The following is a 23947-nucleotide window of genomic DNA, read 5'->3' as shown; positions in this document are numbered from 1 at the left end:
CTCAGTCCTGCGCATCCGCCCGTTCCGGCGGCTCTGGATCGTGCTCGGCGCCGCCTCCTTCGGTGACTGGTTCGGCCTGCTCGCCACCTCCGTCTTCGCCGCCTCCCAGGTGGAGGGGAGCACCGCCAAGGGCGCGGCCTTCGGCACGGTCATCGCGATCCGGCTGCTGCCGGCGCTGGTCCTCGGGCCGATCGCCGGCGTCTTCGCCGACCGGTTCGACCGCCGCTGGACGATGGTCATCTGCGACCTGCTGCGGTTCCTGCTCTTCGCCTCGATCCCACTGGTCGCCGTCCTGGGCGCGAGCGGCGCGGTGGCGGTCGGGTGGGCCACGATCGCCACGTTCCTGATCGAGTCGATCACCCTGCTCTGGATTCCGGCCAAGGAGGCCGCGGTCCCGAACCTGATCCCGCGGGCCCGGCTCGAAGCGGCCAACCAGCTTTCGCTGATCACCACGTACGGCCTCACCCCGGTCGTCGCGGCGACTGTCCTCGCCGCGCTGGACGGCGTGGTCCGGGCCGCCACCGGTGGTGCCGCTCCGGACTGGGCCGAGCCGGCCCAGCTCGCGCTCTGGTTCAACGCGCTCTCCCGGCTGGCCATCGCCGTGGTGGTCGCGTACGGCATCCGGGAGATCAGCCAGGGCCCCGCCGCCGAGCGGGACCAGACCGAGCAGAGCATGCTGCGCCAGTTCAAGGACGGCTGGCGGTTCATCGGCCAGACCCCGCTGGTCCGGGGTCTGGTGTTGGGCATCTTCGGTGCCTTCGCCGGCGGTGGCATCGTGATCGGCACGGCCCGCTTCTTCGCCAACTCGCTCGGTGCCGGTGACGCCGCCTTCTACCTGCTGTTCGGAGCCATCTTCATCGGCCTGTCGATCGGCATCGGGCTCGGTCCGATGATCGTCAAGGAGATGTCCCGGCGGCGCTGGTTCGGCATGAGCATCGTGCTCGCCAGCGCCGCGGTGATGACCCTGGCCTTCGCCATCCACCTCTCCATGGCGATGGTCGGTGCGGTCCTGGTCGGCGCGGGCGCCGGCATGGCCTTCCTCGCCGGCACCACGCTGCTCGGTGGTGAGATCGCCGACGAGGTGCGGGGGCGGGTCTTCGCGGTGGTGCAGATCGGTACCCGGCTGGTGCTGATCATGGCCATCGCGTTGAGCAGCCTGCTCGCCGGGGTTGGCGGATCCCGCCGCTTCGAAATCGCCAACCTGGGGATCTCGATCTCGTCCACCCGACTGCTGCTGCTCGCCGCGGGGCTGGCGGGCATCTTCGCCGGAATCAGCGCGTTCGGGCAGATGGACGACAAGAAGGGCGTTCCCGTCCTGGCCGACCTGTGGGGTTCGATACGCGGGCGACCGCTGACGCCAGCTGAGCCGTTCGCCTCCGCCGGGCTGTTCGTGGCCTTCGAGGGGGGCGAGGGAGCCGGCAAGTCCACCCAGCTCGCCCTGCTCGCCGACCGGCTGCGGGACCAGGGGCGGGACGTGGTGATCACCCGCGAGCCGGGCGCCACCGGAGTCGGCGAGCGAATCCGGTCCCTGCTGCTCGGCCAGCCGGGTTCCGACGTGCCCTCCCCCCGCGCCGAGGCGCTGCTCTACGCCGCCGACCGGGCCCACCATGTGGCCACCGTGGTGCGGCCGGCGCTGCGCCGGGGCGCCGTCGTGGCCAGCGACCGTTACATCGACTCATCTCTGGCCTACCAGGGCGCGGGGCGGACGCTCCCCGTTGACGAGGTCTCCTGGCTCTCCTCCTGGGCCACCGGTGGGCTCAAGCCTGACCTGGTGGTGCTCCTGGACATTGATCCGCGTGCCGGGCTGTCCCGGGTGGCGGCCCGGAGTGGGGCCCCCGACCACCTGGAGGCCGAGTCGGTCAGCTTCCACGAACGGGTCCGGCACGCGTTCCTCGACCTCGCCGCCGCCGATCCGAAGCGCTACCTGGTGCTGGACGCCGCCCGGTCGACCGACGAGATCGCCGACGAGGTGGCTCGGCGGGTCGGCGAGCTGCTCGGCGCTCAGGCCGACGGGCCGCACCCGCCGGCGTCGAGCGGCGGGCCGGCGGCGAGTGGTGGGCCGGCGGCGAACGCACCCGCGGCGGGCGGGCCGCATCCACCGGCGGGCGGACCGCATCCGCCGGCGGGGAGCGGGCCGGACACCACGGTCCACTCCGAGTTATCCGACCCGAAGCTGGTGACGATGGAGCGTCGGAGCTGATGCCAGACGTCTTCGCCGACCTGGTCGGCCAGGACGAGGCGGTGGACGTGCTGCGGCGGGCCGCAGCGGACGCCGCCGCCGTGCTCCGTGCCGGGCCGCCCGGCCCGGCGGAGCGCGAACCGGGGGCGGGGATGACGCACGCCTGGATCTTCACCGGGCCGCCCGGGTCAGGCCGGTCGGTCGCCGCGCGAGCCTTCGCCGCCGCCCTCCAGTGCGGGGACGGCAGCGGATGCGGCACCTGCCCCGGCTGCCACACAACGATGGCCGGCACTCACGCCGATGTCCGGCTGGTGGTACCGGAGGGGCTCTCGATCGGCGTCACCGAGATGCGCGCCCTGGTGCTTCGTGCCGCCAGTACCCCCTCCGGCGGGCGGTGGCAGGTGGTGGTCATCGAGGACGCGGACCGCCTCACCGAGGCCGCCGGCAACGCCCTGTTGAAGGCGGTGGAGGAGCCACCCCCGCGAACGGTCTTCCTGCTCTGCGCGCCGTCCATCCACCCCGACGACATCTCGGTGACCATCCGGTCGCGCTGCCGGGTCGTACCCCTGCGGCAGCCCGCACCGGCGGCGGTTGCCGAGGTGCTCGTTCGGCGCGACGGCGTCGAGCCCGACGTCGCGAGCTGGGCGGCAGCCGCGGCCCAGGGGCATGTCGGGCGGGCCCGGCGGCTGGCCCGTGACCCGCAGGCACGTACCCGCCGGGAAGCGGTGCTCGCGGTGCCCCGCCAGCTCACCGGCGTGGGCGCGGCGATCGATGCCGCCGCCGCGCTGATCGGAGCCGCCGAGGCGGAGGCCGCGGCGTTGGTGGCGGACACCGACGCGGCCGAACGGGCCGCCCTGGAGACGGCCCTCGGCGCGGGCGGCACCGGCCGGCGGGCCGCCAGCGCGTTCCGCGGCGCCGCCGGGCAGGTCAAGGAGCTGGAGCGGCGGCAGAAGTCCCGGGCCACCCGGGCGCAGCGGGACGCCCTGGACCGGGCTCTGGTGGACCTCGCCGGCTTTTACCGGGACGCGCTCACGATGGCGCTGGGCGCCCCGGTCGAACCGGTACACACCGACACCGCCTCGGTCGCCGAGGCGGGGGCGCGCAGGTGGGACGCCGACGGCGCGCTGCGTCGCCTGGAGGCGGTCCTGGCCTGCCGGGCCGCGATCGAGGCGAACGTCAAGCCCCGGATCGCCGTCGAGGCGATGATGCTCGGCCTCTGGAAGGGCTGACCAGACCCCCTGTTGCCCCGCTGGCGGGACAGTTTCGCGGCATCGACACACTCCACTTCGGTGCGGTACGGTCCGGGGTGCCAAAGTGACGCGGGGGCGACGCTGAGTTATTCCAGTGTGGGAGGACGCCGATGCCGCGGGGGGAGATCGACGAAACCTGGATCGAGGAGGCGGTGCGGCGCTACCGCCGGATCGAGTCCCTGCAGTCCGAGTTCGACCAGGCGGTGACGACAGTCGAGGTCACGGTCCGTTCGCCGGACGGGCTGGTCGAGGTGGCGGTCACCGCGGCGGGGCGGATCACCGGCGTGCGGTTCCTCGGCACGTTGCAGAACCGCCGGCCCGGCGACGTCGCCGGGTCCGTGCAGGCGGCGGTCACCGCCGCAGCGGACGCCGCGCAGTGGGCGCGGGAAAAGCTACACAACGAGACCTTCGCCGCCTACCGTCCGCTCACGGGGGCGTGAATGGAGACGTTGCGCTCCCTCGCCGGTCGGCTGGAGGCGGCGAGCGACACCCTGACCGACCTTTCCTACGCTGCTCCGGCCGCCGACCCGCCGGGAGTCGCCTTTGGCGGCGATGCGGTGGGACGCCCCGGCGAGATTGGCCGGGCCCTGCACCGGCAGTGGACCGCCGCCACCGGTGATCGGGCCCGCGAGGCTCACCTGGCCGCCCAGCGGCTGGCCGCGGTGGCAGCCGCCGTCCGGTCCGCCGCCGACAACTACGTCGAGACCGACCAGGACGCGCGTTGGCAGTTCCTGGGGGAGACGTGATGGACCCACTGGACCGAATCGCCGAGCCCGGCCTTGACCTGCTGCGTCGGGTCGACACCCTGCTCGCCACCGGTGCCCCGGAGGGGCACCGGGTCTGGCCGTTGCTGCGCCGCATGCAGGTGCTACCCGGTGCGGCGGTGCGGAGCTTCCTGGAGCTACCCGCCGTGGCCTTCTCCGATGCCGGCCGGTCGGTGCGTCAGCTGATCCGGGGGTATGACGAGGTCTCCGCCGCGCTCACCGCACCGGTGCGCTGGTCCGGCGCCGCCGGGACCGCCTTCGGGGAGTACCGGGCCGCGCTGCTGCGTCACCTCGACGAGGGGCCGGAGAGCCTGGTGGGGCGGTTGGAGTCGACCGCCGGCTACGCCGATGCCATCGCCGATTGGATCGAGGGCAGTCGGCGTACGCTCGCCCGGACCCTGGCCGGCGCGTTGGGCTCGACCGAGGCGGTGGCCGTGGTCGTCGCGACGTCGGCGCCCGCTGCGGCCTCGGCGCAGTTCGCGGTGCCGGTGCCACACCCCGCGGCGGAGGTCGAGGCGGCCGAGATCGGCGCACAGGTGCTGGCGGTGCTCTCCGCCGCCTACGACGGGGTGGAGACACTTCTGCGGCACTGGGGCCCTAACCTGGCCGAGTCCCCCTGGCGGGAGCCGGTCATCGGGACGCCCCGCTACGACACCCCGACCCACGTCGGATGGTGAGCACCCCCGCGCCGGCCGAGAGTGTGGCTCAGGACGGGCCCGGCAGCGACGTAGGGTGGGGGCATGGGCATGCTCTGCGCGGTCAGTTTCCACCGGTACGGGCGCCTCTACTACTTCGATCCGGGTGAGTTTCGGCCTCAGGTCGGCGACAAGGTACTGGTCCCCACCGACGAGGGGCCCGAGGTGGCCGAGTGCGTCTGGGCCGCCCAGTGGACCTCCGACGACACGGAGGGGTTCCCGCGCCTGGCCGGGCTGGCCCAGGCGGAGGATCTGCGCCGCGACGAGCTGCTGCGCCGACGCAGAGCCGAGGCGAAGGTCGCGGCGAAACGCCTGATCCGGGAGCACGACCTGCCGATGAAGGTGGTCGCCGTGGACCACGTGCGCGGTGCGACGGAGGGCGGCGAGCGGAGCACGATCTACTTCACCGCCCCGCACCGGGTCGACTTCCGGGCGCTGGTCCGGGACCTCGGCGCGACCCTGCACTGCCGGGTCGAGCTGCGTCAGCTCTCCGCCCGTGACTCGGCCCGGGCGCAGGGCGGCATCGGCTCGTGCGGGCGGGACCTGTGCTGCGCCACCTTCCTCACCGACTTCGAGCCGGTGACCATCCGAATGGCCAAGGACCAGGATCTGCCCCTCAACCCGCTGCGCATCTCCGGCGCGTGCGGTCGGCTGATGTGCTGCCTCAAGTTCGAGCATCCGCTCTACTCCGGCAGCGGTTCCTACCCCGCCTCGGGTCAGCGAGTCGAGACACCAGCGGGAACGGCGAAGGTGGTGTCCCGGCATCCACCGAGCGAGACGGTCACCGTCCGGCAGATCTCCGACGGATCCATTCGACGGTGCGCGCTCTCCGACGTCTGCGGATCGCGCCAGGCGTACGAGTCCCGCGACCGCGACTGACCCCAACCGCGGCGCGAGCGGCGGCCGGTGGTTCAGCGGAGGACCACCGGGGGCTCGGCCAGGCGGGGCTCCAGCGGGGTCCGCGGGACCAGCCACGACGATTCGGGCGACTGGTCGGGGTTGACCTGCCAGTGGCGACTCACCCGATCCACCCCGATCGGGTAGATCGTCAACGTCCCGTCCGGGGCGATGCGCATGCGGACAAAACCCTTCGCGTCCTCGATCCCCTGCCCGGCGAAGAGCTCGTTGGCGTTGACCCCGAAGGCGCTGGCGACCAGGAGGTACGCCGCCACCAGCTGGCTGGCCACCAGCCCGCCCACCGAGCCGAAGAAGACAACCGCGGCGACCACCGACAGCGGCCACGGCCAGTCGTGGAACGGCAGCGCCAGCCACACCCAGGTGCCGGCGGCCGCCAAACCCAGGTGGGCCAGGCCGTGCCCCAGGCCGAGCAGCCAGTGCCGGAGCCGTCGCTGCACGGCACTGGGTGCCTCGGCGAAGAGGACCGTCGCGGTCAGGGTCACCAGCAGCATCGCCACCAACGGAACGCTGAACAGCCGTAGCTGGGTGCCGTTGTGGTTCGTGGAGACGCCGACCATCGACAGGATCAGCAGGGTGTACAGGGCGCCGAGCAGCGTGGTGAAGCCCGGGTTGCGCCACGGCAGCCGCGGGAAGATGCCCCAGGCGTACCGTCGGGACCGCGCCGCTTCCGGGTAGCGTCCCGCCAGCTCGTAGGAGTGCGGGGCGCTCGCCCGCCGCGCCCGCGTCCCCTTCGGCGGGACCTCGATGCGCTGGGGCAACAGGTGCGTCGGATAGAGGTACGCGCCGCCGCCACCACAGGTGATCAGCTGGCGGCCCGGCCCCGCGTAACGGGCGTAGTGGTGGTGGTCGCCGGAGATGAGCAGGCGTACCTGGGCGCCGGTCGGCGCGACGATGGTGCGGATGAAATAGTCGATCGAGTCGTACGCCGAGGGGTCTTTGGTGGTGGCCTTGGTCCAGGTCGGCATCGGTACGGCCAGGATCACCCGGCTCTGCGGCCCCAGCCGCTCCGCCACCGAGTCGAAGTAGCTGAGCTGCGGGTCGTCCAGGTATGAGCCGGACTGGTCATCCAGGCCGAACAACCACCAGTCCGCCGGCAACTCCACCGCGAAATACGACCGGGTCTGCGCGGTGCTCCAGCCGCCGAAGTGCCGGTCCCGGGACCGGACGAAGAGGCGCAGGAACGCGGTGAGACCGTCGTACCAGTCGTGGTTGCCGGGGATCGCGAAGAGCGTCGGCTTTTCGGGCGGGGTGACCGGCAGCGCCGCCTGGTACGGGCCCTTGCACCGGTCCTCATACGTGTCGAAGGCCGCCGACGGGTAGACCTGATCACCCCCCAGCACCAGCACCTGCGCCCGGGGCAGCCGATGCCCGTCCACCGTCAGCTCCCGCTGGGCCAGCAGGTACGCCACCGAGTACGTGGCGTCGAAGCCATCACCCAGGTCGGCGACGTAGTCCAGCCAGAGCCCACCGTCCGGCCCGACCTGCCGGGTCACCGTCGCGTCGAAGGTGTGCTGTAGCTCCCGTTTGTCCAGGTAGGCGCCGAATAGCAGCGCGAGTAGCGTCCGGATACCGGTGCTGATCAGCAGAAGCGGCGCCAGCCACGGCACCGGCCTGCGTGGGGTGAAGCCCAGCTCGAGCGGGTCGGTGCTGCGGGGGCGGTGCGCCGGCTGCCCGCCGGCCGCCTCACTGGCGTGTGGGCCACTCGGCGGGGGCTCGGGCCGTTGGGTCGTCGGTCCCGGACCAGCGCCCCGGTGACCGGGGCCCTGCTCGTCCTGGTCACCGTTGCCGTCCGACCCGTGCGGAGTGGGATGCTGGTCTGGGAGGCCAGCAGCATGGTCGTCCGTCATCTGCGCAGCGTAGTGCGGTCGGGTCGGCGGCGCTATCTGGAGAACGTCAGGTTACGGCCCCCGGTCCGGGGAAGGTGCCGCGCTCGGCCCCGCGGTCCCGGTGGGGATCCCAATCGGCGGGCCCGGCCGGGTGGCGTACACTTGCTGATCGTTGCCGCCTTAGCTCAGTCGGCTAGAGCGACGCACTCGTAATGCGTAGGTCGACGGTTCGATTCCGTCAGGCGGCTCAAAGTGAGGCCCTGACCAGCAGGAATGCTGGTCAGGGCCTCATGTGCTTCCTCGCGGCGGCCAGCTGAGCACCGCCGCGGGTGGGTCAGACGCGCACGTCGCGCATCACCCGGGCACCGAAGAACAGGCCGAGACCGGCGATGGCCAGGGCGCAGACGCCGCCGTACAGCACCGCTGGCTCGGCGAACCGGCCGGCGAACAGCGCACGCTCGGCCTCCACAATGTGGGTCACCGGATTGAACCGGCTGACCGTGTAGAGCCACGACGGCGCCAGGCTCATCGGCAGCAGCACTCCGGAGAGCAGCATCAGCGGCAGGAAGCACGCCTGCTGGACGAGGTAGAACACCTGCTCCTGCTTGCGGGCGAGCACCGCGAGCGTGAACGACAGCGCGCCCAGGCCCACCCCGAACGTGGCCAGCAGCACCAGCCCGGCCAGCGCGCCGAGCGGGAACAGCTCGAAGCTGGTGGGCAGCAGCACCAGGATCAGCAGCACACCCTGTGCCGCCAGGGTCAACACCTCCTTGAGGGTGCGACCGGCCAGCAGCGCGGTGCGGTTCATCGGGGTGACCAGCATCCGCTCGAACGAACCAGAGTTGATCTCCATGAGCAGATTCCCGCCAGCGCCGGCGGTGCCGGACAGGGCGAGCAGCACCAGGATGCCGGGCAGGAACCACTGCCACGGCGAGCCCTCGCCAATGCCCGGCGTGCTGGTCAGCAGCGGACCGAACAGGGCGAGGAACAGCAGCGGCAGGACTGCGTTGACCGCCAGCGCGATAGGGGCCCGCAGCTCGGGCACCATCTCCCGGGCGAATGCGATCCCGGTGTCCGTCACCATCTTCATGCCTCGCCACCCGCCTGCTCGGCGGCAGTCTCGCGCAGCCGGCGACCCGTCAGATTGAGGAAGACGTCGTCGAGGGTGGGCCGGCTCAGCTCCGCGGTGAGCGCCTTGACCCCGGCGGCCTCCAGGGCACGCAGGTACTCCGGCAGCCCGACCGCGCCGTCTCCCAACCGCAGACGTACGGTCTTGCCGTCCGCCGTCGCGCCGTGTGCGCCCGGCACCTGCTCGCCGACCGTGGCCGCGTGCCGAGCCGACTCCTCGTCGCCCGTCGTGACCGTGATGCAGTCGCCGGCTTGTTGCTCCTTAAGCCGCTCCGGCCGGTCGTCGGCGGCCACCCGGCCGTTGTCGATGATCAGTACGCGTCCCGCGTACTGGTCGGCCTCCTCCAGGTAGTGGGTGGAGAAGAAGATGGTGGTGCCGTGCAACTCGTGCAGGCGCCGGATGTGCTGCCAGATGTGGGCCCGGCTCTGCGGGTCGAGGCCGGTCGAGGGCTCGTCGAGAAAGAGCAGCCTCGGCCGGTGTACCAGCGCCAGCGCGATGTCGAGGCGGCGGCGCTGACCACCGGATAGCGAACCGACCCGCCGGCGCGCCATCGGCGCCAGGTCGAAGTCGGTCAGCAGCTCGTCGGCGCGTCGGCGGGCCGCGCGCCGGTCCATCCCGTAGAAGCGGCCCTGGTTGTAGAGCTCGTCGCGGGGTTCATACAGGTGCCCGGCGTTGTTGCCCTGTCCCAGATAACCGATGTGCCGGCGCACCTGCGCGGGTTCACGGACCACGTCGTGCCCGGCGACGACGGCGGTTCCCGAGGTCGGCGACAGCAGCGAGGTGAGCATGCGCAGGCTGGTCGACTTGCCGGCGCCGTTGGGTCCGAGGAAAGCCACCAGCTCCCCCTCGGAGACGGACAGATCGAGGCCGCGTACGGCTTCGACGACTCCTTTCTTGACCCGGAAGCTCCGGGTGAGGGCACGAGTTTGGATCATCGATTCGGCTCCCAATCGGGATCGTGCACTTGACTAAATCAGGCTAGGGGAGTTTCATACGTTTCTGTCAGGGAGCCTGACAAGGGGGGAACGTGGACGACGACGGCACCTTGCTGCCCTACCTGTTCGCCGGCGCCGCCACCGTCGCCAGCCGGTGGGCGGACGAGGCGCTGCGCCCGTACGGGGTCACCACCCGGCAGTTCGGGCTGCTCACCCAGCTCCAGCGCGAACCCGAGCTGTCCACCTCCGAAATCGCCCGCCAGCTCGGCGTCAGCCGGCAGTCGACGCACGAGATGATCGGCCAGCTGGAACAGGCCGGATACCTGCGCCGCACCGCCGGCGTCGACGGGCGCAGCCGCCGCATCGACCTCACTCCGAACGCGCCGCACCTCATCTCCCGGATGAGCACCGCGGTCGGCCGCGTCGAGCGGCGGCTCACCGCCGACCTCGGCGACCACGAGCGGGAGGCGCTGCGACTGCTGCTGCGCCGGGTGCTCGCCCGCGCCACCGACGACGAGGCGTGGCTGCCTACCGGCGGCGTTCGATAGCGGTTCGAGTCACCCCGCCTACGGTGCGGCCATGACCGCCGCGACTTGACCAGGCCCTTCGTCATGTCAGTGGTCGACCGGTGGCGATCAAGTACATCGTGTGATCACTATCTGAGGACAAATCTGAAAACACACAGCTACCCGGCGCTCTTCCGAGCCCGATGCTCAGCAAGATCGGAGAGGCGCGGTGGCCGTGGTTGCCCTACGTGTTGCCGGACGGGCGCCCCGTCATGTCCGGGGCAGCCCACGCGTTTCTTGGTCGGCGGTCAACTACGGTTGACCCTGAACTTAGGAGGCGGCGTACTCTTCCACGTCGTCATAAAGGTCCCCGACATGAGCGCCGAATAGCGGCCCCCAGCCTTTCCCAGGGATAGACGAATAGCCGTGAGTATGTATGCTGTTAATATAACCCACGCCACCGTTGTAATCGGTCAGGAAGGGAGACCCGCTGGCGCCGCCCTCCGATGGGGTGTCAATCCCAACGTATACGTCATCCCGCAGCTCGGCCGAGTCATCCACGTTGAAGAAGGGCCGTTGGCCGTTGTGGAAGTTGGTCGGATAGCTGATTTCCGTGACTTTGCCGAACGGAAAGTCCAATATTAGACCGTGAGCACCAACAGTATCCCTGAGTACCCCCGACCCGATCAGGGGGCTTGTTACGACGAAACCCACATCGTACTGGCGCTTCTCGTTTTGCGACCACCCGACGAAAGTGAATTTTCTTACCGCAGCCCACAGTCCGGTCGTTACATCCATACCATCATCATAGGCTGGCGCGAAAATGAACGATTCGTGCCAGCCATCGCTGTCTTTGCCTCCATCATGCACACAGTGTCCGGCGGTGGAGACCAGCCGCCCCGAGGGGCTGTTCACCGCACTCGCCGAGCAGACGTAATCGCCGCCGCTGGACTTAGTAAAGAAGACTTTCCCAGTAGCAACCGAGTCGACGCTGGTTGGGGCGTTGGGGCTGCGGGTGATGCTCGGCGGTGCCGGTTCGCTGATAGTAATCGGCGGCCCGTCCGCCTTGGGTGCCTGCTGCGGCACCGTGGGCGCGCCCTCCACCTCCGCGCGGTCCATGGGGATGGCGTTAGCCATCCGCTCAGGTGTCCAGTATTCGCGGAGCTCGCTAAGGGCTTCCTCGTTGGTGAGTTCCCGACCATCGCTGGTGCGGCTGACGTCACTCACGATGCTGCCAGGGTCGGTCGTGCTCGTGGTTGGTTCGGCGCTCACCGGTCCGGTCGCGACCAGCGCGAGCGTCAGGCCGGCCATGATGGACCAGCGCAGGGCAGACTTCAACGTCACGTCCTCTCATTCATCACATGCAATGGCAAGCGCACGATATCGAACCATCGTCCATAGTGGAAGACATTGATGCGAGTGCTAGTTAGATTTCTTTTCGATACGACCACGCCGCTCAACGACGACGTCCCGCCTGGCCTTACGGCCGGGCAGGGCGCTTCGTCGTGTCCGGGGCTATCCCGTGCGCTCTTCGAGCTTCGCGCACAGCTCGGCGTAAGCCTCGGCCAGCGCCGCGTCGACTGTTTTCGGCGCCCACGGCTGGCCGCACCCGAGGTAGGCGCGGGTCTGCGCGTCCTCCCGGGACAGCTCCACCGCGTCATCCGGGCCAGGTTCAGATACACCCCGTCCGGTACGGCCTTGTCGACGACAAGGATCTCTCCGGCGCAACCGAAGTGGGAACCGGGAGCTATCTTGCTGGGCTGGTTCATCGGAGCGGGCACCGGCTCGGCCCGGTGACCCCCACTTTGGTTAGGGGTATCCCTGACCAAAGCTCGATGGCCCAACGGCTGCTGGCACCTACGGTGGGAGCGAACACCGCGAAGAGGCAGTGATGCCGGATCAGGGGACGGGAAATTGACGACAAAACCGCAGTACGTGATCCCTGCCGTAGCTGCGGTGGTGCTGGCGGCGGTCGTCGCAAACCCGCACCCGGCTCTGGCAGCCGCCGGCGTCCGCGCCGACCGGATCAAAGATGTCCCGGATGTCGCCGGGCAGTGGTACCGCGACATCGTCGAGTGGGCCAACACCACCCCCGGCATCGTCCAGGGGTTCATGGCGCACTTCACCGATCTCGGCATCGTTCTCCTGGCGGTGACCTGGTTGTTGGTCTTCCGGCACGCTCGTCGAGGACCGTCCCGGCTGATGGCGATGACGCTGGTCAGTGGGTTCGCTGTGGTGCTCGCCTACGGCATCAGCGAGTGGGCCAAGACCTACCTGGACGCGGAGCGCCCCTGCCGGACGTTCTCGGGCTTGCCGATCATCGCGCAGACGTGCCCACCCCCCGGCGACTGGTCTTTTCCCAGCAACCACAGCACCATCGCTTTCGGGTTGGTCGTAGCGATCTTCCTGGCCTCCTGGCGGGTGGGCCTGCTCGTGCTGCCGCTCGCCGTGCTGGCCGGCTTCTCGCGGATCTTCGTCGGCGTGCACTATCCACACGACGTACTGGCCGGGCTTCTGATTGGTGCGGCGGTGACCCTGATCGTGGCGGCCCTGCTGGCCCGCCCAGCGACCGGGCTGGTCGACTCGCTACGGGAGAAGCCCGGTCTGGGTCGGTTGCTCGCCGCGCAGGGAGCCGCACCTGCCGTTACCCGGCCGGCTGGTCGCCGTGGTCGGTGAGACCGAGGTGTAGGGCTGCGGAGATGCAGGCGTGGGCGGCTACGGGCTCCGGTCAGCGGCGGTGACCGGTAGGAGCGCGGTCACGGCGAAGCCCCCGTCGGACGTCGGGTGCCAGTCCAGGTGGCCGCCGAGCAGGGTGGCCCGTTCGTGCATGCCGTCGAGGCCGTAGCCGCGACTGCCCCCGGGCAGGTGGGCCGGTGTTGGGCCGCTGGGGGTGGTGTTGGCGACGTACACCCGGAGGTGCTGTCGGGTGTGGTCGATCCGGCAGGTGGCGTGGGCGCCGGGGGCGTGCCGGCGGACGTTGGTCAGCGCCTCCTGGATGATGCGGTAGGCGGCCAACTCCACCGCGGCGGTGGCGTGGGGTCGGGGGCTGGTGATGAGCAGGTCCACCGTCCCACCGGCGGCGCGGTGGGCTTCGAATAGTGCGGTGAGATCCGCCAGGGTCGGCTGCGGTGCGGTGGCGGCGGCCCCGTCTTCCTGGCGCAGCACGTCAACGAGGCTGCGCAACTCCACGAGCGAGGCGCGGGCCGAGTCGGCAATGGACTGAAAGCCGTCCCGGGCGTCGGCGGGCAGGTTCGGGATGGTGTAGCTTCGCGCCTCCGCCTGTACTGCGATCACGGAGACGGTGTGGGCCACGATGTCGTGCAGTTCGCGGGCGATCCGGGCGCGTTCGGCCGCCGCGGCCTCCCGGCGTTCCAACTCCACCAGCCGTCGCCGGGTGGCGTCGCGCTCCCGGCGGTACTGTTCGCGGCTGTGGGCGGAGTCCGCGAGCACCACGATGGCGGTGATGGCGCAGGCCAGCACGAACGACTCGGCGAAGTAGGAGAGTGATCCCGCGGCGCCCAGCTCCGGATTGACGGCGTCAAGCTCTGGGTGGGCCCCGCTGACGTCGTAGGCGCCCAGGGCGAGGTGACCCAGGTTGACCAGGACCGCCGCGCCGATCCCGGCGGCGGTGAGAATAGTCGGGGGAAGCAGGCGGTTTCGCGCGGTGGCGTAGAGACCGGTTGCGCCGGCTAGGGCGGTGCAGAGCAGCAGTTCGGGCTGGACGAGGAAGTTGAGCAGCGCGGCGGCGGTGGCCGCGGCGGCCAGCCAGGGACGACGATGCCGCCAGACCAGCGGTACGACCGCGGCCGCTGCCGTGACGACGACGGTGGGCGAGGTGAGGCGGGCCACGGCGATCTCCACAACCGCCACCGCGGCGATCATGCTGGTGCTGACGGCCGGGTACCAGGGTTGCCGCGGTACGTCGGCCAGGCGTAGCGCGGCGGGGCGGCGCAGTCGGGGCATGCACCGATTCTCTCGAAGCCACCACGCCGGACACGTCACCGTCGGGTTTGATCTGTGGCGCCGACGTCAAACCCCGGGTTGATACCGAAGGTCCCGCTCTGGAGTGACGATCCAGACCCGTTGCTTTCTCGAGACTTGCGCTACTCCGATGTGGAAGGCGCAGGGAATGTCCATAGCTCCGTTACTACCTCAATCGCTTTCGGTGACCGCGTCCCGGCGGTGGTCACCCGGTCGGGCCGGGCCACGGCGCTGGCTACTGCTGTGGGCGGGGTGCGCCGTGGCGGCGCTGATCCTGGCCGCGGTCACCGACCAGGAGCCGCACCGGGTCTGGGGGATCTGCGCGGCCATCGGCTACGCCGTGGCCGGGGCCCTGGCAGTCAGCGGTTCGAGGGGACTGCGCCGCGCTGCGCCGTACGTCGCGGCGGTGGGAGCGGCCCTCGTACCCATGGTGTGGCTGGTCGCGCACCGGCAGGGGCAGCTCGAGGTCGATGTCGTGCAGCAGTCGGGCGTGCTGCTGCTGAACACCGGCAGCCCGTACCTGCCCGAGCCATCCCAGCTCGAGGACTACAACCCGTACCTGCCGGGGATGGCGCTGTTCGGGCTGCCGTACGCCCTGGTCGGCGACAGCCCGATGACCGATGCCCGCTGGGGGTTCGCGTTGGTCTTCGGGCTCGCCCTTGTGGTGGCCGCCCGGGTCGCCCTCGGCCACTGCGTGCCCCGGGCTCTCGCGCTCCTGGCCGCTTTTCCGCTGCTGGCCCTGCCGCTGGCCACCGGGGGCATCGACCTGCCGGTCACGGCGCTGATGTGCCTCGCCCTCGCGACCGCGGCCGCGGGTCGCCCCGCGGCGACCGGGCTGGCCGCTGGCGTGGCGGCAGCGATGAAGTGGACGGCCTGGCCCGTACTGGCGGTGGTGCTGGTCCTGCTCGCGGTACGTCGGGGTGGGCGGGCCGCGTCGGGCGCGGGCGCCGTGGCCGCCGTGGTCCTCGCTGTGCTGACGGTTCCGAGCTTCCTCGCCTCGCCGGGAGCCTTCGTCGAACATGTGCTGCGCTATCCGCTGGGGGCGGGTCAGGTCACCTCGCCCGCCGCGAGTCCGTTGCCCGGGCACCTTGTCGCCACGCTGCTGCCGGGCGGGCGCCTGATCGCTCTGGTACTGCTCGCATCGGTCGCGGTGGCTGTCGCCGTCGCACTGGTGACGAGGCCGCCGTGGACGCTGGTCGCCGCCGCCGACCGGCTCGCCTTCGCCCTCGCGGTGGCCGTCTGTCTGGCCCCTGCCACCCGGTTCGGCTATCTCCTGATGCCGTTGACCATCGCTGTGTGGTTCCGCCTGCATCCCGGCTCCGCGCGGGTGCCCGACAGTCAGGCGTCCGGTTTGAGTCTTTATACCCGAATTGAGTAGGTTTCTCAGGAACGCGGCCAGTGGCGAGGGTGTCGGCCTAGCGTGCGGATGGCTGCTACCACCGGTCTGGTAGCCGAGGAACACCCGGCCTGCGGGCTCCTCGTCGTTCACGGGGAAAGGGTGTCAACGCCGCGATGAACCATCAGCGCCACGCGACCAGGGTCGGTTCGGAGCAACCCGGCGAAGGTCGGGCGAGGTCACGGTGGCGGGCTGCCGGGCTGGCCGGAGCGGCCGGCCTGGCGCTTGCCGCCGCCGCCACCGGCATCACCGTACCCGGCGTGGACGCTGTCGGCCGCGCCGCCGCCGATGACCGGCTCGGAAAATCGAAGGGTACGCCGGTGCTCTGTGACACGGGTCGGCTGATCGCCGAGATCACCCGAGCCAACGCCCAGGGTGGTGCCGTGCTTGACCTCGCCGCGGGCTGTACCTACCTGCTCACCGCTGATCTCGACGGTGCCGGTCTGCCCGCGATTACCACTCCGATCACCCTCAACGGCGGTAAAAACACTACCCTCAAACGCTCCGCCGCGGCCGACGAATTCAGAATCCTCAACGTCGAGGCCAACGGTCGACTCACCCTGAAGAACCTTACCGTCACCGGTGGGAAGATTTCCGGCGACACCGACGGTGGCGGGATCCTCATCAATCCGGGTGGCGGTGCCACCATCAAGAATAGCAAAATTGTCGAGAATGTATCCAGCGAGGGTGATGCCGGCGGGATTGGAAATATTGGCGGTGCGCTCCATATCGAGCACTCGGTCGTCAGTAGGAATACCGCGGCTAACATCGGTGGCGGCATCTTCAGTATCGGCGCGATTTCCATCGACAAGTCACGGTTCGAGGCGAACGCCGCGCTCACTGGCGGAGCCATGACCGTCAGTGGTCACCTTTCGGTTACCCGGAGCGAGCTAGTCGGTCATCAGGCCGCCGAGGGCGGGGCCATCTTCGTCCTTGGCGGGACGACCGGCGTCATCGCCGACACGCGCTTTGCGAAGAACACGACAACGGGTGCGGGCGGCTCCGCCATCGCCGGTGCACCCCTCCAGCTCACGGTTTCCCGGGTCACTATCGCCAACAACACCGCAACCGGCGGTGGTCAGGGGGCGGTCTTTCTGCAGGGTGGAGCCATCCTCGTCGAGGACAGCGTCATCAAGGACAATGTCGGAGTTGACGGTGGCGGCGTGCACAACCTTGGCATGTTGACGCTACTGCGCACGAAGGTCACCGGCAATCAGGCCACCGAATCGGGTGGCGGAATCTACAACGGTGCGAGCGGCTCGCTCACCCTGCTGCGCGCGAAGGTCACCGAGAACGTCGCCGGCGTCGACGGTGGCGGCATCTTCAACGAGGTCGGCGGCACGGTCGATCTCTCCACTGCTACCGGCACCACTGTTGCCAAGAACCGACCAGACAACTGCGTGAACGTTCCCGACTGCTCCGGGTGACCTCCACCGTGCCCTCGGGCTCTTCGTCACTGCCGGATCCGCTGTCGTGAGCCGTTTGGCTCCCGACATGACCTTAGGCTCCCGGCATGACCGATCTACCGCTGGTTGAGGACGCGTTCGCGGTACCGGAGGCGATTGTCGCCCATGGGTTGAGGCTTGAGTTGCTCGGACCGCAGCACAACGAGGCGGATCACGCCGCCTGGATGTCGAGCATCGCGCACATCAGGTCAACGCCGGGCTTCGACCAGGGTTGGCCACCGGTGGCTGGGATGACGCTCGCCGAGAACCGCGAGGACCTGGTGGGGCATGCGCAGCGGTCGCGGCAGCGGGTGGACTTCGCGTACTCGGTCATCGAGATCGCCACCGGAGACGTGGTCGGCTGCGTCTACCTTGAGCCGTCGCCGATGGGGGAGCAGGAGGTGGCGGCCTCGTCGTGGGTGACCGCTGCCCGAGCGGAACTGGATGCTCCGCTGACCGAGATCGTGGGGGCCTGGCTGCGAGACGTGTGGCCGTTCGCGGTCGTCCACTACCGCCGTGGTGCGGTGCCGGTGACGATCCGTCAGAGCCCCGAACAGCCGGCGGAGTAGGGGTTTACGGCCGGTGGCGCCACTCCTCGGCCAGCAGGGCGTACGTGTAACCGTCCACCCAGCCCAACTCGGCGTGCCAGGAATCGCCGACCCCGTGCTGCTCCCGCCGCATGCCGAGCTTTTCGAGGAGGCGCACCGAGGGGAGGTTGTCCGCGTAGCAGCCAGCGGTGATCCGACGTACGCCCAACCGGTCGAAGGAGTACGTGACCATCGCCGTGACCGCCTCGGTCGCGTAGCCGTGGCCGCCGTACCCCGGGTTGAAGATGTAGCCGATCTCGGCCTCCGTGTTCGGCGGAGTGCCGGGCTGCCCCAGGCTGTCGCGTACGTCGAGCGAGACCGTCCCGATGACGACGCCGTCGCGGGTCACCGCCGCACTATGATCGTTGGGGTCTTCCGCTGAGCGTCGCCACCTCGCCCGGAAGGCGGCAGGATCGACCTCGGGGCGTAGTAGCCAGCGGCTGACCTCCGGCAGGTTGCGGTACTCCAGGATGCGGTCGATGTCGTTGTCGCGTACCGACCGAAGCTCGAGGCGCTCGGTCCGGAGGTTCGTGCTTGCCACGGCACCGGACAGTAACGAACAACGCGTCGCTGGTCACGTGGCGCTGACCTGGTCTGGGCCCGTGGGCCGCATCCGTTCCCGATTGAGGCCTTCTCGCCAACTTTAGGGATGTTTTTCGGGTTCGTGTTTATGTGAGGTCTATGTCAGTTTAGGTTGCGGGGTGGCTGCTACCGCCGTCCGGTAGCCGAGGGTGACCCCCGTTGGTGCGGGTGGTGGGTCCTTGTCGTTCGCGGGGGAAGGACATCGAGTTCGCGATGAGGTACCAGGACCACACCCAGGGGTCAGCTCGACCCGGCGGGGGTCGGGCGAGGTCGCGGTGGTGGGCGGTGGGGCTGGCCGGGGTGACCGGTCTGGCCCTGAGCACCGTCGGCGTCGCCGCCAGCCCGGCCGCGGACGCGGTCGGGCGCACCCTGACCGCCTCCGATGATCACAGCGACGACCGCGGTAAACACGACGACAAGGGCAAGGGCTCGGAGAAGAAGTCGACCGGTATCCCCGTCCCGTGTGACGCCGACGCGTTGATCGCCGCGATCACCCTGGCCAACGCCCGCGGTGGTGCCATGCTCGACCTGGCCAAGGACTGCACCTACCTGCTCACCTTCGACATCGACGGTGCGGGGCTACCGATGATCGTCACCCCGATCACCCTCAACGGCGGCAAACACACCACCATCGAACGGGCCGCCGCCGTTGATCCGTTCCGGATCTTCACCGTTGGCGTCGGCGGTGATCTCACCCTCAACAAGCTGACCATCACCGGCGGACAGACCGACGACGAGGACGGCGGCGGGATCCTGGTCAACGCCGGTGGGGAGTTGACCACCAACCACAGCACCATCACCCGCAACATCGCCAGTGGCGGCCTCAACTCCGGCGGTGGCATCGCCAACTTCGGCACCACCCGGGTCAACTACTCCACAGTCGACCGCAACACCGCCGCCGAAGCAGGGGGCGGCATCTACAGCACCGGCCTACTGGAGATCGTCAAGTCCCACATCGACAACAACACCAGTGGCGACGGCAACGGCGGCGGCGTATCCGCACTTAACAGCACCGTCACCGTCAAGGGCGGCAGCATCTCCGGCAACCAGGCATTCAGCGGGGCAGGGGTGCTCCTGTCCACCTCCATCGGCACGGTCACCGGCACCAAAATCACCGGGAATACCAGCAGCGGTAGCGGTGGTGGTATCCGAGCTGGTGTCGGGAGTCAGCTGACGATGCGAAAGGCCGAGCTGGCGGACAACACCGCAGCCGCTATCGGCGGCGGCTTGTTCGTCTCCGGAACCGAGGAAGGGGAGAGCTTCGCGACCATCGAATACAGTGTCATCAAAAACAACGTGGCCTCGACTTCCGGCGGAGGAATCTTCACCCAGGGGCAGACGGTGCTGCGACACACCAAGGTGATCGGCAACCAGGCCGACCTGGACGGCGGCATTTACAACGAAGGCACGACCAGCCTATTTGCCACGAAGGTGGTCGAGAACATCGCCACCGCCCCCGCCGGGGGAATCTACAACGAGAACGGCACGGTGAACCTGAACACCGCCACCGGCACCATCGTGATCAAGAACCGACCCAACAACTGCGTCAACGTCCCCGGCTGCGCCGGCTAGCCACCGCAACAAACGGACAAACAACAGAGTTCCGCCCCGTTGCCTCGGCGACGGGGCGGAACCGTCATCTCGGTCCCGAGCAGGTCAAGAGACCACACCCAGTTGCGCCAGCCCGACTCCGGGCCGAAGGGGCCACCGTCGGCCCTACCCGCGCTGGCCTTCCGGCTGCCCGTCGCCACGCTGGCCGGATCGACCATCCTCGGCGCCACCGTCGGAGGAGTTGGAGATCCCGATCCGTTCCAGGCGTTCCCGCACTTCGGTCGCGTGCTGCTGGGCGATGGTCATGTCAGCTCCAGCGGCCTGAAGTAGTTCGACGGTTGGCTGGCTGACGCCGTACGGATCTGCCAGCGCCACCCCGGCCTGGATGCCGAGCAACACCGGGTCGTCGGTAATCGCCCGTACCGCGGCAACGGCCACCTCCTGCGGCAGGCCCCGACCTTCACCGATGCTGTACCGGTTGGCCGTGCCGGCCAGCTCTGCCAGGAGCAACCGCTGCGGCTGTGGCAGCGACGGCATGTACACCATCCCGTGACCGTACCCAGCTGGGGACCCCGAGAACCCTTGACCGGCTGATTTTTCGCCATCCGCGCCGACCTTCCGATGGTCGGTTGGCGCGGCTCGTCGCGGCGGGGCGCCTACTCGCAGAGGGCTCCGTCCACGGCCGCCTCGACCTGACCGACGGCGCTCTCGGTGGGGGGCTGCGCGGTGACGGCGAGGGTGACGGCGCGGCCGTCCTCGGTGACGCCGCCACGGGTCGTGAAACCGGGGGTGTCACCACCGTGGCCCCAGGCGCGGCCGCCGCAGGGCAGGTCCCAGCTCATCAGGCCGAGGCCGTAGTCGCGGCCCGGAAAGGCGGGGGCGGTGGTGCGCATCTGGTCGAGCTCGGCGGGCCGGAGCAGGTCGCCGGCGAGCAGGGCGGCGAAGAAACGGTTGGTGTCGCTGGGGCTGGAGATCATCGCACCGGCCGCCCAGCCCCAGGACGGGTCCATCTTCGTGACGTCCTGCAGCGGCTTGTCCGGGTCGTCGGTGTAGTAGCCGTGTGGGTGTCGACCACGGATGCCCTGTTCGCCGACGTTCGGGAAGTAGGTGTCGCGCAGCTTGAGGGGGGCGATGATCCGGTTGGTGATCTCCTCGGCCACCGGACGGCCGGTGACCTTCTGGATGAGCAGCCCGGCGACGAGGTAGTTGGTGTTGCTGTACTCCCACTTCGTGCCGGGTGCGAAGCTCGCCTTGTTCGTGAGGGCCAGGTCGAGCAGGTCGCGCGGCTCGAAATAGGTGTGCCGGAGAAGGAAGAAGTCCGGGGCGATGTCGTCCACATAGCGGGGAAGGCCGCTGGTGTGCTGCAGCACCTGCCGTACGGTGATCTGCCGTCCATCGATGCCGTCACCGCGGACCAGGTCGGGCAGGTACGTCTCGACCGGCTCGTCCAGGTCGACCTTGCCCTCGCCGACGAGTTGCAGGACGACGGTGGCGACGAAGGTCTTGGTGTTGCTCCCGATGCGCACCCGCCCGTCAACCGGTGGCTTCCGCTGGGTGCCGAGTTCGGCCACCCCGGCGGTGTGGTTACGGGTACGACCGTCGGAGGTGCGGACGGCGGCGAGGGCGGCCGGGAACTTCTCCTCGCTCACGAGGCGGTCGAGGTCGGCCTGCATGCCGTCGCGGTGGCGGACGGGGTCGGCGCTCGCTGCGGGGGCCGCCCCACTGAGGGCAAGACCGCCGACGAGGGCGAATGACGTCACGGCGGCCAGCGCGCGTCGCCGGGGCGAGAACACCGGCGGGCGGCGGTGTGGGCGGTTCCGTTGGGACATGGGAACAACTCCTCATTGCCCTCGACGTGAGGGCGGGCTCGTTGGGAGGAACCCAGTTTCGACGGAACGGGCGTCGAGATCGATGCTGCTAGCTGGCCGGGGCTGGTGGTGCTAGCCGGACCACGGTGCGCGGTTCGTGCCGTACCGGGAAGGACACCGAGGCGGCGATGAAACATCGGTCATTCGCCGCGGCATGCAGCGCGGTCGCCCGCTCGACCATGTCGGTGTGGGTGACTGTCACCTGCGGGCGGAGCAGTACGTCGGTGAAGCGGGCGGCACCGGTGTCGTCCTCGCGCATTGTGCCGTGGGCGGCGTCGTGGTAGTCGACGACCACGATGTCGTTGACCGCACACAGGTGTAGGTACCACAGCAGGTGGCACTGGCTGAGCGAGGCGACGAGGAGTAACTCGGGGTTCCACTGTCGCGGGTCGCCGCGGAAGGCCGGGTCCGCGGAGCCGGCGAGGAGCGGGCGGCCGGGGCTCACCGTGTCGTACGACCTGTCGTAGGCGCGGTAGCCGGTTGTGCCGTGCCCACGGTCGCCGGTCCACGTGGTGGAGACCTCGTAGGTGTGGTTCCGTTTCACGGACGAATTCTGGCAGGCGAATCGTGGGCGTCAACCGATGCTGATGGATGCCCCGGTGCCGGGACAGTTCGATCTCGAGTCGGCGAACGGGGAGGGCCCGTTCCGGCCGGTTGACGGCGGAACGGGCCCTCTGGAATCCGATGATCGCTACCCGGCGCAGCCGGGGACGTTGACGCAGTTGTTGGGTCGGTTTTTGATTACAACGGTGCCGGTGGCGGTGTTGAGGTTCACCGTGCCGTTGTTGTAGATGCCCCCGCCGTCGGTGGTGGCGATGTTCTCGACCACCTTTGTGGAGAAGAGGCTGATAATACCGTCGTTTTGGATGCCGCCACCCTGGCTCGCCTGGTTGCCGATCACCTTGGTGTGTCGCAGCACCGTCTGCCCCCCGTTGAAGATTCCTCCGCCGATAAGCGAGGTCACATTGTTCTTGATCACGCTGTCCTCGACGGTCGCGAAGCTTTCCCCCTCTCCGGCAGCGGAGACGAACAAGCCGCCGGCCAGGCCTGATGCGTTGTTGTCAGCGAGGCTGACATGCCGCATCGTTAGCTGGCTCGCGACGCTGGCCCGGATACCGCCGGTGCTGCCGCTGGCGGTGTTCCCGGTGATTTTGGTGCCGGTGACCGTGCTGATCGAGGTGGACAGGAACATCGCTGCCCCGTTGGATGCCTGGTTGCCGGAGATGCTGCCGCCCTTGACGGTGACGGTGCTGCTGGTGGAGAAGATGCCGCCACCGTTGTCGCCACTGGTGTTGTTGTCGATGTGGGACTTGACGATCTCCAGTAGGCCAGCGCTGTAGATGCCGCCACCCTGGAAGCTGGCGGTGTTTCGAACGACTGTGGAGTAGTTGACCCGGGTGGTGCCGAAGTTGGCGATGCCACCGCCGGAGTTGAGGCCGCCGCTGGCGATGTTGCGGGTGATGGTGCTGTGGTTGGTGGTCAACTCCCCGCCGGCGTTGACCAGGATCCCGCCGCCGTCCTCGTCGTCGGTCTGTCCGCCGATGACGGTCAGCTTGTTGAGGGTGAGATCACCGCCGACGCCAACGGTGAAGATCCGGAACGGATCAACGGCGGCGGCCCGTTCGATGGTGGTGTGTTTGCCGCCGTTGAGGGTGATCGGGGTGACGATCATCGGTAGCCCCGCACCGTCGATGTCGAAGGTGAGCAGGTAGGTGCAGTCCTTGGCGAGGTCGAGTACGGCACCACCGCGGGCGTTGGCCAGGGTGATCGCGGCGATCAACGCGTCGGCGTCACACGGGACCGGAATACCGGTCGACTTCTTCTCCGAACCCTTGCCCTTGTCGTCGTGCCTGGCCTTGTCGTCGTGCCTGGCTTTGTTGTCCCGCTTGCCCTTGTCGCCACCCTTGCCCTTGTCGTCGTGCTTACCGCGGTCGTCGCTGTGATCATCGGAGGCGGTCAGGGTGCGCCCGACCGCGTCCGCAGCCGGGCTGGCGGCGACGCCGACGGTGCTCAGGGCCAGACCGGTCACCCCGGCCAGCCCCACCGCCCACCACCGCGACCTCGCCCGACCCCTGCCGGGCCGATCCGGCCCCTGGGTGTGGTCCTGGTCAATCATCGTGAACTCGATGTCCTTCCCCCCGTGAGCGACAAGGAACCCACCACCGCACCGGGCAGTGGACGGCTCCTCGGCTACCAACCGGCGGTAGCAGCCACCCGCAAACTAAACCGACATCGCGCCCAAACGAACACGAATACGAAGAAACATGCCTAAAAGGGATTCGTGGCTGGGATGGGTGGCTGGTCGTCGGGGAGCGCCGGCCCGACAACCCCTTCC

General features: G+C 69.3%; 22 protein-coding genes, 1 tRNA gene and 1 pseudogene. 13 read left to right on the top strand and 11 right to left on the bottom strand.

Annotated elements, in window-relative coordinates:
- Positions 1-7: 7 nt before the first annotated feature.
- The 6 genes from tmk (at position 8) to SALPAC2_RS0113265 (ending at position 5767) form a co-directional block, all read left to right on the top strand.
- Complete coding sequence (gene tmk / locus SALPAC2_RS0113290) at positions 8-2200, top strand: dTMP kinase (protein ID WP_080637005.1); 2193 nt, start codon at positions 8-10, stop codon at positions 2198-2200.
- On the top strand, positions 2200-3408 hold the full coding sequence (locus tag SALPAC2_RS0113285; protein ID WP_018217132.1) for a DNA polymerase III subunit delta': 1209 nt from the start codon (positions 2200-2202) through the stop codon (positions 3406-3408). Before tmk ends, SALPAC2_RS0113285 begins: the two co-directional genes overlap by 1 nt.
- Positions 3409-3539: 131 nt before the next feature.
- Positions 3540-3869 (top strand): YbaB/EbfC family nucleoid-associated protein, encoded by a 330-nt coding sequence (locus SALPAC2_RS0113280; RefSeq protein ID WP_018217131.1) that lies wholly within the window; start codon positions 3540-3542, stop codon positions 3867-3869.
- Positions 3870-4175: a hypothetical protein gene (locus tag SALPAC2_RS0113275; RefSeq protein ID WP_018217130.1), complete on the top strand. Its 306-nt coding sequence runs from the start codon at positions 3870-3872 to the stop codon at positions 4173-4175.
- Complete coding sequence (locus tag SALPAC2_RS0113270) at positions 4175-4870, top strand: hypothetical protein (RefSeq protein ID WP_018217129.1); 696 nt, start codon at positions 4175-4177, stop codon at positions 4868-4870. Before SALPAC2_RS0113275 ends, SALPAC2_RS0113270 begins: the two co-directional genes overlap by 1 nt.
- A 63-nt stretch (positions 4871-4933) precedes the next feature.
- On the top strand, positions 4934-5767 hold the full coding sequence (locus SALPAC2_RS0113265) for a PSP1 domain-containing protein (protein ID WP_018217128.1): 834 nt from the start codon (positions 4934-4936) through the stop codon (positions 5765-5767).
- A gap of 32 nt (positions 5768-5799) precedes the next feature.
- On the opposite strand, the gene SALPAC2_RS0113260 is transcribed toward SALPAC2_RS0113265, so the two are convergent.
- Complete coding sequence (locus SALPAC2_RS0113260; protein WP_018217127.1) at positions 5800-7653, bottom strand: metallophosphoesterase; 1854 nt, start codon at positions 7651-7653, stop codon at positions 5800-5802.
- Positions 7654-7806: 153 nt separating this feature from the next.
- Here SALPAC2_RS0113260 and SALPAC2_RS0113255 point away from each other — a divergent pair.
- A tRNA-Thr gene (locus SALPAC2_RS0113255) sits at positions 7807-7880 on the top strand.
- Positions 7881-7966: 86 nt separating this feature from the next.
- Here the strand turns inward: SALPAC2_RS0113255 and SALPAC2_RS0113250 are convergent.
- Positions 7967-8722, bottom strand: coding sequence for an ABC transporter permease (locus tag SALPAC2_RS0113250; protein WP_018217126.1), 756 nt, complete (start codon positions 8720-8722; stop codon positions 7967-7969).
- Entirely contained in the window at positions 8719-9696 is a 978-nt protein-coding gene (locus SALPAC2_RS0113245; protein WP_018217125.1) for an ATP-binding cassette domain-containing protein, read from the bottom strand. The genes SALPAC2_RS0113250 and SALPAC2_RS0113245 overlap by 4 nt, the downstream gene beginning before the upstream one ends.
- Positions 9697-9788: 92 nt before the next feature.
- Here SALPAC2_RS0113245 and SALPAC2_RS0113240 point away from each other — a divergent pair, with 92 nt between their 5' ends.
- Positions 9789-10244 carry a MarR family transcriptional regulator gene (locus tag SALPAC2_RS0113240; protein WP_018217124.1) on the top strand — a complete coding sequence of 152 codons (456 nt, stop codon included), beginning with the start codon at positions 9789-9791 and terminating at the stop codon, positions 10242-10244.
- 288 nt (positions 10245-10532) lie between these two features.
- Here SALPAC2_RS0113240 and SALPAC2_RS0113235 read toward each other — a convergent pair whose 3' ends face one another.
- Both SALPAC2_RS0113235 and SALPAC2_RS28485 read right to left on the bottom strand, forming a co-directional pair.
- Positions 10533-11546 (bottom strand): trypsin-like serine peptidase, encoded by a 1014-nt coding sequence (locus SALPAC2_RS0113235; protein ID WP_018217123.1) that lies wholly within the window; start codon positions 11544-11546, stop codon positions 10533-10535.
- A 171-nt stretch (positions 11547-11717) separates the two neighbouring features.
- Positions 11718-12091, bottom strand: a pseudogene (locus SALPAC2_RS28485) (hypothetical protein).
- A 67-nt stretch (positions 12092-12158) separates the two neighbouring features.
- Between SALPAC2_RS28485 and SALPAC2_RS0113225 the strand changes: the two are divergent.
- Positions 12159-12878 (top strand): phosphatase PAP2 family protein, encoded by a 720-nt coding sequence (locus SALPAC2_RS0113225; protein WP_018217121.1) that lies wholly within the window; start codon positions 12159-12161, stop codon positions 12876-12878.
- 39 nt (positions 12879-12917) lie between these two features.
- On the opposite strand, the gene SALPAC2_RS0113220 is transcribed toward SALPAC2_RS0113225, so the two are convergent.
- Positions 12918-14165 carry a sensor histidine kinase gene (locus SALPAC2_RS0113220; protein WP_018217120.1) on the bottom strand — a complete coding sequence of 416 codons (1248 nt, stop codon included), beginning with the start codon at positions 14163-14165 and terminating at the stop codon, positions 12918-12920.
- A gap of 277 nt (positions 14166-14442) precedes the next feature.
- Between SALPAC2_RS0113220 and SALPAC2_RS0113215 the strand changes: the two genes are divergently transcribed.
- The 3 genes from SALPAC2_RS0113215 (at position 14443) to SALPAC2_RS0113205 (ending at position 17593) form a co-directional block, all read left to right on the top strand.
- Entirely contained in the window at positions 14443-15561 is a 1119-nt protein-coding gene (locus SALPAC2_RS0113215) for a glycosyltransferase 87 family protein (RefSeq protein WP_018217119.1), read from the top strand.
- Positions 15562-15695: 134 nt separating this feature from the next.
- Entirely contained in the window at positions 15696-17006 is a 1311-nt protein-coding gene (locus SALPAC2_RS0113210; RefSeq protein WP_018217118.1) for a right-handed parallel beta-helix repeat-containing protein, read from the top strand.
- An 86-nt stretch (positions 17007-17092) separates the two neighbouring features.
- On the top strand, positions 17093-17593 hold the full coding sequence (locus tag SALPAC2_RS0113205) for a hypothetical protein (protein ID WP_018217117.1): 501 nt from the start codon (positions 17093-17095) through the stop codon (positions 17591-17593).
- 4 nt (positions 17594-17597) lie between these two features.
- On the opposite strand, the gene SALPAC2_RS0113200 is transcribed toward SALPAC2_RS0113205, so the two are convergent.
- Positions 17598-18152 carry a GNAT family N-acetyltransferase gene (locus SALPAC2_RS0113200; RefSeq protein WP_018217116.1) on the bottom strand — a complete coding sequence of 185 codons (555 nt, stop codon included), beginning with the start codon at positions 18150-18152 and terminating at the stop codon, positions 17598-17600.
- Between the two features lie 326 nt (positions 18153-18478).
- Between SALPAC2_RS0113200 and SALPAC2_RS0113195 the strand changes: the two genes are divergently transcribed.
- The gene (locus SALPAC2_RS0113195; RefSeq protein ID WP_018217115.1) at positions 18479-19765 is read left to right on the top strand and encodes a hypothetical protein; all 1287 of its coding nucleotides are present in this window, start codon (positions 18479-18481) and stop codon (positions 19763-19765) included.
- A gap of 144 nt (positions 19766-19909) precedes the next feature.
- Here SALPAC2_RS0113195 and SALPAC2_RS0113190 read toward each other — a convergent pair whose 3' ends face one another.
- The 4 genes from SALPAC2_RS0113190 to SALPAC2_RS0113175 form a co-directional block, all read right to left on the bottom strand.
- On the bottom strand, positions 19910-20290 hold the full coding sequence (locus SALPAC2_RS0113190) for a hypothetical protein (RefSeq protein ID WP_018217114.1): 381 nt from the start codon (positions 20288-20290) through the stop codon (positions 19910-19912).
- Between the two features lie 110 nt (positions 20291-20400).
- On the bottom strand, positions 20401-21573 hold the full coding sequence (locus SALPAC2_RS0113185; RefSeq protein ID WP_018217113.1) for a serine hydrolase domain-containing protein: 1173 nt from the start codon (positions 21571-21573) through the stop codon (positions 20401-20403).
- Positions 21574-21661: 88 nt separating this feature from the next.
- Positions 21662-22156 (bottom strand): OsmC family protein, encoded by a 495-nt coding sequence (locus SALPAC2_RS0113180; protein WP_018217112.1) that lies wholly within the window; start codon positions 22154-22156, stop codon positions 21662-21664.
- Between the two features lie 147 nt (positions 22157-22303).
- Positions 22304-23656, bottom strand: coding sequence for a hypothetical protein (locus SALPAC2_RS0113175; RefSeq protein ID WP_018217111.1), 1353 nt, complete (start codon positions 23654-23656; stop codon positions 22304-22306).
- Between the last annotated feature and the right edge of the window lie 291 nt (positions 23657-23947).

Origin of the sequence: Salinispora vitiensis, from assembly GCF_000378825.1 — a bacterium.
Classification (GTDB): domain Bacteria; phylum Actinomycetota; class Actinomycetes; order Mycobacteriales; family Micromonosporaceae; genus Micromonospora; species Micromonospora vitiensis.
The sequence above is the reverse complement of the archived record's forward strand: the minus strand, read 5'-3'. Positions and strand labels throughout refer to the sequence as shown.

Excerpts from the sequence above, each read along its gene's own strand:
- SALPAC2_RS0113285 (WP_018217132.1), top strand. The coding sequence starts at position 2,200 with ATGCCAGACGTCTTCGCCGACCTGGTCGGCCAGGACGAGGCGGTGGAC.
- SALPAC2_RS0113280 (WP_018217131.1), top strand. The coding sequence starts at position 3,540 with ATGCCGCGGGGGGAGATCGACGAAACCTGGATCGAGGAGGCGGTGCGG.
- SALPAC2_RS0113275 (WP_018217130.1), top strand. The coding sequence starts at position 3,870 with ATGGAGACGTTGCGCTCCCTCGCCGGTCGGCTGGAGGCGGCGAGCGAC.
- SALPAC2_RS0113270 (WP_018217129.1), top strand. The coding sequence starts at position 4,175 with ATGGACCCACTGGACCGAATCGCCGAGCCCGGCCTTGACCTGCTGCGT.
- SALPAC2_RS0113265 (WP_018217128.1), top strand. The coding sequence starts at position 4,934 with ATGGGCATGCTCTGCGCGGTCAGTTTCCACCGGTACGGGCGCCTCTAC.
- SALPAC2_RS0113260 (WP_018217127.1), bottom strand. The coding sequence starts at position 7,653 with ATGACGGACGACCATGCTGCTGGCCTCCCAGACCAGCATCCCACTCCG.
- SALPAC2_RS0113250 (WP_018217126.1), bottom strand. The coding sequence starts at position 8,722 with ATGAAGATGGTGACGGACACCGGGATCGCATTCGCCCGGGAGATGGTG.
- SALPAC2_RS0113245 (WP_018217125.1), bottom strand. The coding sequence starts at position 9,696 with ATGATCCAAACTCGTGCCCTCACCCGGAGCTTCCGGGTCAAGAAAGGA.
- SALPAC2_RS0113220 (WP_018217120.1), bottom strand. The coding sequence starts at position 14,165 with ATGCCCCGACTGCGCCGCCCCGCCGCGCTACGCCTGGCCGACGTACCG.
- SALPAC2_RS0113210 (WP_018217118.1), top strand. The coding sequence starts at position 15,696 with ATGAACCATCAGCGCCACGCGACCAGGGTCGGTTCGGAGCAACCCGGC.
- SALPAC2_RS0113205 (WP_018217117.1), top strand. The coding sequence starts at position 17,093 with ATGACCGATCTACCGCTGGTTGAGGACGCGTTCGCGGTACCGGAGGCG.
- SALPAC2_RS0113190 (WP_018217114.1), bottom strand. The coding sequence starts at position 20,290 with ATGGTGTACATGCCGTCGCTGCCACAGCCGCAGCGGTTGCTCCTGGCA.
- SALPAC2_RS0113185 (WP_018217113.1), bottom strand. The coding sequence starts at position 21,573 with ATGTCCCAACGGAACCGCCCACACCGCCGCCCGCCGGTGTTCTCGCCC.